At 37.7% G+C, this 11,774-nt stretch carries 13 protein-coding genes; 8 read left to right on the top strand and 5 right to left on the bottom strand.

The window, feature by feature from the left end:
- Positions 1–286: 286 nt before the first annotated feature.
- From rbsK to I858_RS14150, 4 genes are all read left to right on the top strand, one after another.
- A complete protein-coding gene (gene rbsK, locus I858_RS14165) occupies positions 287–1,162 on the top strand; it encodes a ribokinase (RefSeq protein ID WP_049693080.1) in 876 nt (291 codons plus the stop codon).
- A 178-nt stretch (positions 1,163–1,340) separates the two neighbouring features.
- Entirely contained in the window at positions 1,341–1,610 is a 270-nt protein-coding gene (locus I858_RS14160; RefSeq protein WP_049693079.1) for a hypothetical protein, read from the top strand.
- 207 nt (positions 1,611–1,817) lie between these two features.
- Positions 1,818–2,540 carry a gamma-glutamyl-gamma-aminobutyrate hydrolase family protein gene (locus tag I858_RS14155; protein ID WP_049693078.1) on the top strand — a complete coding sequence of 241 codons (723 nt, stop codon included), beginning with the start codon at positions 1,818–1,820 and terminating at the stop codon, positions 2,538–2,540.
- Positions 2,537–3,490 carry a dipeptidase gene (locus tag I858_RS14150; protein ID WP_049693077.1) on the top strand — a complete coding sequence of 318 codons (954 nt, stop codon included), beginning with the start codon at positions 2,537–2,539 and terminating at the stop codon, positions 3,488–3,490. The genes I858_RS14155 and I858_RS14150 overlap by 4 nt, the downstream gene beginning before the upstream one ends.
- A 61-nt stretch (positions 3,491–3,551) precedes the next feature.
- Here I858_RS14150 and I858_RS14145 read toward each other — a convergent pair whose 3' ends face one another.
- The 3 genes from I858_RS14145 to I858_RS14130 all read right to left on the bottom strand — a co-directional run bounded on the left by I858_RS14145 (position 3,552) and on the right by I858_RS14130 (position 6,622).
- On the bottom strand, positions 3,552–4,439 hold the full coding sequence (locus tag I858_RS14145) for a YihY/virulence factor BrkB family protein (RefSeq protein WP_049693076.1): 888 nt from the start codon (positions 4,437–4,439) through the stop codon (positions 3,552–3,554).
- A 158-nt stretch (positions 4,440–4,597) separates the two neighbouring features.
- A complete protein-coding gene (locus tag I858_RS14135; protein WP_049693074.1) occupies positions 4,598–5,905 on the bottom strand; it encodes a hemolysin family protein in 1,308 nt (435 codons plus the stop codon).
- Between the two features lie 87 nt (positions 5,906–5,992).
- Positions 5,993–6,622, bottom strand: a complete 630-nt coding sequence (locus tag I858_RS14130; protein ID WP_049693073.1) for a YfbR-like 5'-deoxynucleotidase — start codon at positions 6,620–6,622, stop codon at positions 5,993–5,995.
- 162 nt (positions 6,623–6,784) lie between these two features.
- Here I858_RS14130 and I858_RS14125 point away from each other — a divergent pair, with 162 nt between their 5' ends.
- Entirely contained in the window at positions 6,785–7,261 is a 477-nt protein-coding gene (locus tag I858_RS14125; RefSeq protein WP_049693072.1) for a metal-dependent hydrolase, read from the top strand.
- A 362-nt stretch (positions 7,262–7,623) separates the two neighbouring features.
- On the opposite strand, the gene I858_RS14120 is transcribed toward I858_RS14125, so the two are convergent.
- Both I858_RS14120 and I858_RS14115 read right to left on the bottom strand, forming a co-directional pair.
- Positions 7,624–8,805 carry an MFS transporter gene (locus I858_RS14120; RefSeq protein WP_049693071.1) on the bottom strand — a complete coding sequence of 394 codons (1,182 nt, stop codon included), beginning with the start codon at positions 8,803–8,805 and terminating at the stop codon, positions 7,624–7,626.
- A gap of 128 nt (positions 8,806–8,933) precedes the next feature.
- Positions 8,934–9,365 carry a hypothetical protein gene (locus I858_RS14115; RefSeq protein ID WP_049693070.1) on the bottom strand — a complete coding sequence of 144 codons (432 nt, stop codon included), beginning with the start codon at positions 9,363–9,365 and terminating at the stop codon, positions 8,934–8,936.
- Between the two features lie 313 nt (positions 9,366–9,678).
- Between I858_RS14115 and I858_RS14110 the strand changes: the two genes are divergently transcribed.
- The 3 genes from I858_RS14110 to I858_RS14100 are packed head-to-tail and all read left to right on the top strand — an operon-like array spanning position 9,679 to position 11,743.
- Complete coding sequence (locus I858_RS14110) at positions 9,679–10,356, top strand: SOS response-associated peptidase (RefSeq protein WP_049693069.1); 678 nt, start codon at positions 9,679–9,681, stop codon at positions 10,354–10,356.
- Positions 10,357–10,391: 35 nt separating this feature from the next.
- Complete coding sequence (locus I858_RS14105; RefSeq protein WP_049693068.1) at positions 10,392–11,240, top strand: patatin-like phospholipase family protein; 849 nt, start codon at positions 10,392–10,394, stop codon at positions 11,238–11,240.
- Positions 11,241–11,296: 56 nt separating this feature from the next.
- Positions 11,297–11,743, top strand: a complete 447-nt coding sequence (locus tag I858_RS14100) for a GNAT family N-acetyltransferase (RefSeq protein WP_049693067.1) — start codon at positions 11,297–11,299, stop codon at positions 11,741–11,743.
- The last annotated feature ends 31 nt before the right edge of the window (positions 11,744–11,774 follow it).

Raw genomic sequence — 11,774 nt, 5'->3', positions numbered from 1 at the left:
ATACAGTGTCTGTAACCGATTACATGTAGAAAGAAAAATGGAGTTATTTTGTATGACTTCTGTAAAGAAGAGTGTAAAAAAAGTGGGAGTTTCAGTAGGGGCAATTCTGAGATTCTTAAATGTGAGAGCGTACGTCAGTGAAGCTTATTACATCGAACTAGCTAGGTGTACCGCATGATGCAAATGCCTTGCTATCAAATTTGCTGATTTATAAAAAAATGTTGAGCAAGCGTTACCAGTCATCTGTGAATCTAATCATTCGTGGAATAATAAGGAGTGCATCAAAATGATAACAGTCGTTGGCAGCATTAATATGGATTTGGTTGTTCAAACAGATCATTTTCCAAAGCAAGGTGAAACAACGCTAGGTAATTTATATAAGACAGTTCCAGGTGGTAAAGGAGCCAATCAAGCGGTTGCGGCTGCAAGACTTGGAAGTGATGTACAGATAATTGGCGCAGTTGGACAAGATGCATTCGGAACAGAACTGTTGGCAGCTCTAAAGAACGAAAGTGTATCGACTCGACAGATTAAACGAACAGATGGCATGAGTGGCATTGCCAATATTTTATTGTCAGAAGGCGATAATCGCATCATTGTCGTACCAGGAGCCAATCACCAAGTTACAGCAGAGGAAATAGATGCATTGGCTGACCAATTAGTAACCAGTGAGTTGGTCGTGATGCAATTAGAGATGCCGATTGCTGTAGTGCAACGAACTCTGGAAATTTGTCATCAAAATAAGGTGCCAAGCATTTTAAATCCAGCTCCTGCAAGTGAGTTTAGAGTGGAGATGTTGCCTTTTTGTACATACTTAACACCCAATGAAACTGAAGCAGAAGAAATGTTCGGGAAAAATTGGGAAGCTGCGTTAGAAAAATACCCAAATCGACTTGTCATCACACTTGGACAAAAGGGTGCTCAGTTTTATGACGGCGAAAAGCATGTGACAGTAAAAGGCTTTCCCGCCAAAGTAGTAGATACAACGGGAGCAGGTGATACGTTTAATGGAGCATTCGCAACAGCTTTAGTAGAGGGACAAGAATTTGAATGGGCTGTGCGTTTTGCAAATGCGGCTGCATCATTATCAGTTGAAAAGTTCGGCGCGCAGGGTGGTATGCCCCAACGTACTGCTGTTTTAGAAAGGATGGCAGTTGTTTAGTTACCGATTTCGGCGCTTAACAGAAAAGAAGTCAGAGCTTTAGTCGAAAAGGAATTAGTAACAGCAATAGTTTGTTAACATATTTAAAGCTTTATAGAGTCTTGGTTTTTTGTCACAGTAGTTGTTTTGTTACTTTCTGTTATACTATGAACAAAAGTTTGAGTAGGGGGCTAGTATGATGAAAGACGTTTGGATGGTGAAATATGGTGAGCACACAATTCGTGTTGTAAACACATGGACGAATGAAAAACTATTTGTGGATGGCGTTTTGCAAGATGAACAAATAGGTCTTCATTTTACTTCTCGTCTATTTGGGAAAGTAAAAAACAAAGACGGTGAATTTAAAGATGTTAAAGTATCCGTCGGTGCTTGTTGCTTAAGAATGAAATGCCGTATTTTTGTAGACAGTGAATTAATTTATACGACAGAAATTCAACCTGGTGGCTAAAATTTCGATAGCTTAAAGTTGAAGTACTTATAGAACATAGAGGAAAATCAGTAGCACTTTAAAAGTGTTACTGATTTTCTTTGATTTTTTATAAGAAACAAAAGGAGTCAGCTCTTTTTTTATGAAGTTGTTAGATATACTAGTATTTCATCCGAAAAATCTGTATGTTTAATTTATTCAGTTTTTAACTTTGGGAGGCATACATAAATGAAACCAGTTATTGGTATTACCGCATCTCTAGAGTTAGGGCGAGACAATTATGGCATTGAACTTGCCGATACACAAGCAATTTTAGCAGCAGGTGGCTTGCCTATTATGCTACCTCATTTAGCGGAAGAAGATATAGCTGGAATTGCCGAACGAATTGATGGTTTGTTCTTAGCAGGAGGCTATGATGTCGATCCGACTTTGTTTAATGAAGAACCGCATCCGAACTTAGGTGTAATCATTCCTTCTCGTGATGCATTTGAATTAGCGTTAGCTAAAAAAGTAATGACTTTAAACAAACCAATTTTAGGAGTTTGTCGAGGTGCACAAATTTTGAATATTGCGGTTGGTGGCGATATGTATCAAGATATTCCGACACAAGCCTCAGGAAGTTTACTGCAACATCAGCAAAAAGCGCCACGTTTTCATGCGTCTCACTTTGTTGACATAACAGAAGGATCTCTATTGCAACGTTTGACAAATTCAACCCGTATAAAAGTAAACAGTCGCCATCACCAAGCGAATCGGCTTGTGCCAGCTCCGCTCATCATTAGCGGCATTTCAAGTGACGGGATTGTAGAAGCGGTAGAATGTAGGCAACAATCTTTCGTGCTAGGTGTACAATGGCATCCAGAAAATATGGCAATAGCAGAAGATGCAGCATCAAAGGGGATTTTCGCTGGATTTATCAAAGCGTGTCGAGAAAAGGAGACGGGTAAATGAAAATTTTTGATACACATTGTGATGCCTTATTGAAATTGCAGGTGGCTAAACGAAATACCTTATTCGGTGGAGAGCTTTTAGATTTTCGACATTCAACAGAGCTCGACACTAATTTTGAACGACTTCAAGCTGGAGGTGTGAAAGTACAGTTTTTCGCTATTTTTATTCATCCCGAATTTCCATCTGATGAAAAATGGCAACATGCGTTAGAACAAGTCGATTTGTTTTATAGTGAGATTTTAGGTAAAAACCCGTTAATAAAACATATCAAAAACTGGAAAGACATAGACGCTTTGCAAGGAGATGAAATTGGGGCGGTGCTCACCCTAGAGGGTGCGGATGCATTTGGCAATGACTTAACCAAACTCCGTCATTTGTATCGTTTAGGAGTTTTATCAATTGGTTTGACGTGGAACAACGCAAACCTTTGTGCGGATGGCGTAGGAGATCCGAGGGGCGCAGGCTTAACCAAACTCGGAAAAGAAGTAGTTCAACTTAATAACGAATACCATGTTTTCACAGATGTTTCTCATTTGTCTTTAAACGGATTTTGGGACGTGATGGAGCTGTCGAAATACCCGATTGCTAGTCATTCCAACGCTCGAGTACTTTGCGATCATCCACGTAATTTAAACGATGAGCAAATTCAAGCAATGTTCAAAAATAGAGGCATGATTGATGTAGTGTTTTGTCCACAATTTATTACTAACAACAGTGAACCAGCGACGATCTCAGATTTGATCCGTCATGTTGATCATTTTTGCTCGCTTGGTGGAATTCGCAACATTGGGATAGGTTCAGATTTTGATGGCATTTCGTCATATGTGACAGACCTTACTAACGCGTCGGAGTTTCCAAACTTGATCAATGCTTTGCAAAAACAATATTCAGAAACAGAAGTCGAAGGCTTTATGTACCGGAATTTCTTGGAGCATCGTCCCGGAGTTTAAATCCAGATAAGTATTTATGTTCTAAAAACCCCTTTTCACAATTATGTGAAAAGGGGTTTTTTTAGTATTTGTTCATAGAGGATTCGGTATTTTCGATTGATTCTTCACCTTTTGCTAAGGCTTCAGGTGAAGCTGCTAGTCGGCGTCGATGCAAAATGGCATTTATTTCAGCACCGATAACCAAAATTATACCGGTTAAGAAGAACCAAAGCATTAATACAATAAGACCTCCAAGACTTCCGTAAGTAGAAGAGTAGCTCCCAAAGTTCGAAACGTAAATTGAGAAGCCAAACGAAACGGCTTGCCAAAGAATCGTTGCAGTAATCGCTCCTATTAATACTTGCTTGAATGGGAAACTTTTATCTGGAGCAAATTTATACATAAAGGCTAATACTATGCTCATAACAGCAATCGAAACAACCCATCGTAAAATTTGGAAAATAATTTCTGTTTGCTCAGGAAGATTGAAGAATGATTTCGCAAAATCAATAATTGTTCCACCAAAAATCGGCAAAACTAATGCAACAATCACAGCGACGAGCATAGCTAGCGTTAACACAATAGCTGTTCCTTTTAATTTAATAAACGAACGTGTTTCTTCAATTCCGTAAGCTTGGTTTGTGACGTTAATAAAAGCAGATAACGCGTTAGAAGCAGACCAAAGTGTACCCAATATACCAAAAGTCAACAAACCACCTGATGGTGTGGTGACAACACTGACAATTGTATCTTGAAATGTTTTGGCTACTTCTCCTGGTAGAATGTCACCAATGAACTTTACCGCCCGATCTGGATCAATTTGAAGATAAGGCAAAATAGACAACAGCAAAATTAACAAAGGAACAATAGCTAGTAAGTAATAATAAGCTTGTGCTGCTGCTAAAGTTGTCGCTTTATCTTTTTTAAATTCACCACCAAGTTCTTTGACGAACCCCATAGCTTTACTCATATAACAACCTCCATTTTATAAAATTAATTACGTTGTATAGTTGTATATGCCCTGTTTCACAATGAACTAATCCTAAAATTATAAGAGAAGCAAGATTGTTAAAAATCTTGTCAAAATTTTGCTCGAAAAAAAGAATGTCCAAGTCTCGGACATTCTTTTTAAGGTGATTTTGGCAAGACATTACAAGCCACTTTCAAGATGTGATGATTTTCCATTTCGACAATTGACCATTCGCAACCTTCTTTTACAAAAAGATCACCCGTTTCAGCTTCGATAAGCTGATGCTGAATCCATCCGGCAATTGTATCAATATCTTCACTATCATCAAATTCAAAACCAAATCGTTCTTCCAAATCTTTTAACAAGACACGGCCGTTTAACAGGTAGCGCGTCTCGCTTTCTTTAATAATTTCTTCATCTTCATCTTCGTCAAACTCATCGCGAATTTCTCCAACAATTTCTTCTAATATATCTTCCATTGTGATTAATCCTGAAGTTCCCCCGTATTCATCGATTACTAACGCGATATGCGTATGATCTTTTTGCATCCTTACTAAGGCGCTTTTAAGAGGTGTCGTTTCATGAAAATAGGGAAGATCATGTACAAGTTCTAACATATCAAATTGACCATTAATAGCATAATGCGTCAGTATTTCTTTCGCATTAATAAAGCCGATCAAGTCATCTTTATCTCCATCTTTTGCAATGGGATAGCGCGTAAAGCGATGATCGCGTATTTGGGAAAGAAGTTCTTCATTCGATAAATCATGGGCAAAAGAAATCATTTGAGTTCGTGGAATCATGACGTCTTTCACACTGCGTTCATCAAAGGCAAAAATGTTTTGCATGTAGGACAACTCTGTTTGATTTATTTCACCGCTTTGAAAACTTTGTGCCATAATAATTTTTAGCTCTTCTTCTGAATGGGCTTGATCTTCTTTGCCAGGTTCTATGCCAAAAATTCGCAACAAAATACGAGCAGAACCGTTTAGGATGAAAATGAATGGATACATAATTTTGCCGAACCCATACAAAAAAGGCGACAAGAACAGTGTCATTGCTTCAGCAAATTGAAGCGCTAAAGATTTTGGTGCCATTTCTCCTATCACCACATGTAAAAAAGTCACTAACGAGAAAGCTAAAACAAATGAAATGACTGTAGAAGCAGAAGAAGGAACATCGAGTAATTCAAACAAAGGATAAAAAAGACGCTCTACAGTAGGTTTTCCTAACCAGCCCAAACCAAGAGCTGTAACGGTAATGCCTAGCTGACATGCAGACAAGTAGTAATCAAGATCACTCGTGATTTTCTTTACCAGCACCGCTTTTTTATTTCCTTCATCAATTAATTGATCGATGCGCGACATCCGGACTTTAACGACGGCAAATTCTGAGCCGACAAAAACGGCTGTTAACGCGATTAATAAGACGAGCAACGCTAAATTTAATATAAGTATGGGGTCCAATAAATTCCCTTTTTAAGGGATTCACCTCCGAAGTTAATGGTTATTGTTAAATTTACCACAACACACATGCGAAATATAGAGCAAAGCTCAATGATCAGCAATGATTTGACGTGTGATCTCTTTTACATCAATCGCTGTTTCTTCATTAATGACATCTTTAAGCATCGTATTTCTAAAATAATTGACACTTGCATCTAAAGGAAGATTTAATAATTTGGTTAACGCAATGCGGTACATGACGATAAATTCTTTGTCAGTATTGCCACGCTTTAACTCAGCAAAGGCTTCATAAAATTGGTCTAGTTTGTCCGCCATTTCCAGCAAACGTCCTTCGATAGTTGAGTCTTTTCCTTCTTTCATGCGCTCGAAAAAAACAGCTTGAAATTCTGAAGGAATTTCACGCAAAATAAATTTCTCCATCATGCCTTCTTCTACTTTTGCGATCATTTCTTTAAGCTCTGGAGAAGCATATTTGACAGGTGTTTTTATGTCTCCAATAAAAACTTCTGCAAAGTCATGATTTATAGTTTTTTCATACAAAGACTTCCAATCTACTTCTTGGCCAGCACGTTCTTCAATCGTTGCGAAAAACATAGCATACTGGCTTACTTTCCACGAGTGTGCTGCAACATTATGTTCTTCAAATTTGAACATTCCAGGTGCACGGATAATTCGTTCCAAATCATTTAGTGAAGTGAAAAAGCGATGAATTCCCATAAAAACGTCTCCTTCTATGTATGATTTTGAAATCTTCATTGCGAGTGTGAACTCATAAACACATAGAGTTCACTATTGATTGCCAATTTCCTTATCTTCAGCATACACGAATACGAGTATAATAAAAGTGAGTTGATCAAAGCGCAGTAAAGGAGAGACAGCATGACAGGCAAAACACACATCATAGGCGGTATCACAGCAAGTCTTGCTTTCGCACAAGTCACAAATTATGAACCTGTTATTTTGGTGGGAGCAAGTATCATAGGTGCCATTATTCCAGACATTTGCCATGGCGGAAGCAAAATAGGTCGGACGTTGCCAATGTTATCGAAAGTGATTAATGGTCTTTTTGGCCATCGAACGTTTACGCATAGTTTACTTTTTCTTGTACTAATTTCCTTTATAATGGATGCTTTTATATCAGTTGAGGCTATTTCAGCAGGGGTCTTGGTAGGAATGGCCAGTCATATCGTATTAGATATGGCTACTAAAAGAGGTGTCAAATTCTTTTTTCCATTTAAATGGACTGTCCGTTTCCCTGTAACAGCTACTACAGGCGGAACTTCTGAGTATGTGGTTTTTGCACTTCTTTCACTCTTGACGGTATATTTTGGCTATGGCTTATTTCTTCCGTTATAAGGATTTTACTCTCTCACTTAACAGAAATGAAAATGATTCTTTTTATAAAAAAGGTGATTACGGCAATTCAATAGTAGAAGCAAGCAAAATCTAATGGGAGAAGTTTTAAAGAATAAAGAAAAGTAAAATACCAATATGCTACAAAAGTCCGGAACAACTGGTTCTGAGCTCTTTACATGAATAGAAATAGATCCTTTTTTTGGTATTCCGTATCTTTGTCTTGGTTACGCAGATTAACCTGTCACTCGATTTGGATATATGTGCGTCGAATCTTGAAATGAAAAATGCAGTGAGTGAAAGGTTCGCTTCAGTAGCGTTTCTAAAATAAAAGCAAAAAAAGCAAGCTCACCTCATGGGAGAGCCTACTTTTTTTTGTAGATCGTAAGCACAAATACGTAAAAAAGTGGCAATACCGATGTAAAAAAAATCAATCCCGTCCAACCAGCTGAGAGCCATAATGGACTTAACAGCGAGCTGCCAATAGCGACACCGAGATAGTAGGATACCAAATATAAACTAGAAGCACTGCCTTTATGATGAGTAGCTTGTTGTCCAACTGAAGAAGCAGTTAAAGAATGTGCGGTAAAAAAGCCTAGACACGTTAAACAAAGTCCGATAACGATAAGCCAAAGTGCAGAACTCAATGTCATAAAAATCCCAGCCGAAAGAATAAAGACACCAATCAAGCGAATTTTACGGAAGCCGAATTTTTCAGCAGCACGACCAGCTAGCGGACTGCCAATAACACCAATGCCATATGCAAAGAATAAATACGAAATAGCCTTTAAAGACATAGAGTAAGGTGGAGCCTCAAGATGAAAAGGTAAATAGGTCCAAACCCCGGTAAAAGAAATTTGCAACACGGCACCTAATCCGAAAACAACAAGAAGTGCAGGGTTCTTCAAATGAAATAAAAATCCTTCAATATCTTTTGTGAAACTCAATTGGCTCGACTGAAAGTTTTTTGACGGTGGCAATAAGAAAAGAACCGCTAAAAATATGATGAGTCCCGATAGAGCAAATACATAAAAGGAGAATTGCCATGAAAACGTATCTGTTAAAAAGCCGGTTAAAAAACGTCCAATCATGCCGCCAAGCGCATTACTAGAGATGTAGAGAGCGGTAGCGTAAGCAATGTTTTTTCGGTCGATTTCTTCAATTATATAAGCCAGTGCGGCTGCAGGTACACCAGCCATCGCAAAACCTTGAATAAAGCGAAGAATTAACAACACAGCAAACGAATCCGCTAAAGGAATAACAAAAAAAGGAATGGCTGAACCGAGTAAAGCGTAAGTAATATAGAACTTTCTGCCGTTTCGGTCAGAAAAAAAACCAAGAATGATTAAGCCAAGAATCAGCCCGAAAATCGTTAATGACAAAGACAAGCTAGCCGTAGAAACAGAAACTTGAAATTCATCTGCAAAAACCGGCAGTAGAGGCTGAACAGCATACATATTAGCAAAAATAAATAAAGAAGCTAAAAGAAGACTAAAGATGATTTTCCAAAAAGAGCGGTCTTTTATAGTATATCGTTGCGAATACATACATCACGTCCAATCGCTAATGACTTTTGTTTCAAAAGTGAAATGGAAAATAGCTTGTTAGTAGAGCAAACTAAAGAGCAAAAAAATTTTTCGTAAAAAAGCCCGCGTGCATAGGCAGCGGGAAGATTTTATAATTTCTTGAAAAAGGAAAGAACTTGTTTTTTTGTTGGTTCTTGTAGACGGTAACGCAGTTCTTTGTTTTGTGTATTCACAATATGATAAGCAGGATTTTCAGCAACTGTGAATTTCCAATGGGGTTTTGTATTTTTCTTTTTAATTTGAAGTTCAGGAAGCATCATTTTCTTAGTGAAGCTTTCCAGTTTCGCCATTAAAAAGGTATCCATGTACCGTACGAGCAAAAAGCCTTGTTGGCGTTCTGGATCGAACTTTGCCAAATTGAACTCACTGACGTCAAATCCTTTTTCATATCGCTGAACCGATGGAGATAGCACAAAACAATCTTCGTTCATAAAAATTGTTGAGTTGCCTTGTTGTTTCAGCCCTAATTCTTCAACCAGAAAATCCTTGTTGACGAGACTCATTTCGCGTGCAGTAGCCATGTAATTCCTCCTAATATAACTCATTGTTCTTCTATTATAACACTATTTCGCCATTTAAGGGACCTTAACGAATTTTCCGTAGATTTTGAGTTCTATAGAATGAAATAGCTTAGGGCGATCGATTTAAGGGAATAAAGAGAAAAAGCAAAATTACAGTAAAAAATAGAGTCAAAGACAAGCGGAATAACGTATTTCGCTTATGAAAATAAAATAGTAAAGCAGATAAAATTTTATGAATCCATTCATTTTAAAAAAAGAAAGAATGTTCTGTTATATTTATAGTGACTAATAATTAATGTGGGGAGCGATTGATGTGTGTGGGAGATACTCATTATTCACCGATTACACGGTGTTGATTGAACGCTTTGCTATTGAGGAAACGACCATTGGAAAAGATGAATACGTAGCAAGCTATAATGTGGCACCTTCTCAACAAGTAGTGGCAGTAGTAAACGATGGGAATAACAATCGACTTGGCAAACTCCGTTGGGGGCTTATTCCTCCGTGGGCAAAAGATAGTAAAATAGGATATAAAATGATTAACGCTCGTTCTGAAACAGTCGAGAACAAGCCCAGTTTTCGTAATGCGTTCAAAAAGAAACGTTGTTTAGTAATCGCTGATTCTTTTTATGAATGGCAAAAAAGAGATGGCAAGAAACTACCAATGCGCATCAAATTGAAAACAGATGAACCTTTCGCTTTTGCAGCTCTTTGGGAATCTTGGAAAGCGCCCGATGGTCAGATAGTCAATAGTTGTTCCATATTGACAACTGTTCCAAATGAGTTAATGAAAAAAATTCATGACCGGATGCCTGTTATTTTATCAAAACAAGACGAACAAACGTGGCTAGATCCCCGCGTAGAAGATATTGAACTATTGAAATCGTTGTTAAAACCTTATAAAGCAATTGACATGGAAGTTTATCAGGTTTCTGAAGAAGTTAATTCTCCTAAAAATAACAAACCAGAAATTATTGAGAAAATAGGTTAAGGAAGGTTTTTTATCAGCCAAAGGAGTGGGGAACGATGAAAAGCGGTTTAATATTAGAAGGTGGTGGAATGCGCGGAGTTTACACAGGTGGTGTTCTTGAAAAGCTATTGGAAGAAAATGTAGTTGTAGATTATATAATTGGTGTTTCAGCAGGAGCTTGTCATGCATCTTCTTACATTTCAAGACAAAGCGGTCGCAATCGAGAAGTTACTATCGGCTACGTCAATCATCCTGAATATATTTCAGTTAAAAACTTATGGACTAAACGAGAACTTTTTGGAATGGATTTAATCTTTGATGAAATTCCAAACAGCTTAGTGCCATTTGATTATGAGCGCTTTAGCAATGCAACAGAAGAATTTGTAGTAGGAACAACCGATTGTCTAACAGGGAAAGCTGTATATTTTGAGAAACAAAATCGACCAGAAGACGTTTTATCTATTATACGAGCATCGAGTTCACTGCCAGTAATGTCACAACCAGTAGAATTTAACGGTCACTATTTAATGGATGGCAGTATTGCTGATCCGCTTCCCATCAGAAAAGCGCTATCTGATGGAGTTACAAAGCCAATCATTATTTTAACAAGAGAAAAAGGCTATCGAAAAAAAGCGAGCCGTTTAGCAAAAATCATGCCAGCGTTTGTACGTAAGTATCCAGCGATTGCAAAGCAAATGGAAAAAAGACCTTTGCGTTACAATGAAACAATGGAGTTTATTGAGCAATTAGAAAGAGAAAAGTCAGCTTTAGTTATTCGTCCAGCTAATTTATACAAAATTAAGGGCTTAGAGCGAGATCCAGTAAAACTTGAAATTTTATACAATCAGGGCTATAAAGACGCTACAGACAGATTTGCTGAGTTGCTCGATTTTCTTCACAACTAATTTTATCAACTCTATAAAGAATATCATGGTAAAGTTTAAGTAAGGGTGATAGCTATATGGTTTATCAACTAGATCATCAAAACAGATCAATTGCAAAAAAAATTCAGCAAATACAACAAGCTGCTTACCGTGTAGAAGCCGAGCTAATCGGGTTTTACAAAATTCCACAGTTAGCTGAAACGATTGAAGAAATTCAAAACAGTACGGAAACATTTTTGGGTTATAGTGAAGAGCAATTGCAAGGTGTTATTTCTTATAAACTAGAAGAAGATGTTGTTGATATTTATCGACTGGTAGTCGACCCCATTCATTTTCGAAAGGGAGTTGGGAAAAAGCTATTGAATTATTTGCTGAAAAAACAGTATGCATGCGATTTTATCGTTAGTACCGGCTCAGCCAACAAACCAGCAATGGCACTTTATAAATGGTTTGGGTTTCAAGAAGGAGCAGTAGTTGAAGTCGCTCCGGGTATTTATTGCATACAACTGCATTTGCGTAAATAACCAACAGAATTTTAAAATGAGAGCTTGAGGT

This window comes from Planococcus versutus, assembly GCF_001186155.3.
Classification (GTDB): Bacteria; Bacillota; Bacilli; order Bacillales_A; family Planococcaceae; genus Planococcus; species Planococcus versutus.
The sequence above is the reverse complement of the archived record's forward strand: the minus strand, read 5'-3'. Positions and strand labels throughout refer to the sequence as shown.

What these genes read in the sequence shown, in the direction of transcription:
- rbsK (WP_049693080.1), top strand. Translation starts at nt 287, where the DNA reads ATGATAACAGTCGTTGGCAGCATTAATATGGATTTGGTTGTTCAAACA.
- I858_RS14160 (WP_049693079.1), top strand. Translation starts at nt 1,341, where the DNA reads ATGAAAGACGTTTGGATGGTGAAATATGGTGAGCACACAATTCGTGTT.
- I858_RS14155 (WP_049693078.1), top strand. Translation starts at nt 1,818, where the DNA reads ATGAAACCAGTTATTGGTATTACCGCATCTCTAGAGTTAGGGCGAGAC.
- I858_RS14150 (WP_049693077.1), top strand. Translation starts at nt 2,537, where the DNA reads ATGAAAATTTTTGATACACATTGTGATGCCTTATTGAAATTGCAGGTG.
- I858_RS14145 (WP_049693076.1), bottom strand. Translation starts at nt 4,439, where the DNA reads ATGAGTAAAGCTATGGGGTTCGTCAAAGAACTTGGTGGTGAATTTAAA.
- I858_RS14130 (WP_049693073.1), bottom strand. Translation starts at nt 6,622, where the DNA reads ATGGGAATTCATCGCTTTTTCACTTCACTAAATGATTTGGAACGAATT.
- I858_RS14125 (WP_049693072.1), top strand. Translation starts at nt 6,785, where the DNA reads ATGACAGGCAAAACACACATCATAGGCGGTATCACAGCAAGTCTTGCT.
- I858_RS14120 (WP_049693071.1), bottom strand. Translation starts at nt 8,805, where the DNA reads ATGTATTCGCAACGATATACTATAAAAGACCGCTCTTTTTGGAAAATC.
- I858_RS14115 (WP_049693070.1), bottom strand. Translation starts at nt 9,365, where the DNA reads ATGGCTACTGCACGCGAAATGAGTCTCGTCAACAAGGATTTTCTGGTT.
- I858_RS14105 (WP_049693068.1), top strand. Translation starts at nt 10,392, where the DNA reads ATGAAAAGCGGTTTAATATTAGAAGGTGGTGGAATGCGCGGAGTTTAC.
- I858_RS14100 (WP_049693067.1), top strand. Translation starts at nt 11,297, where the DNA reads ATGGTTTATCAACTAGATCATCAAAACAGATCAATTGCAAAAAAAATT.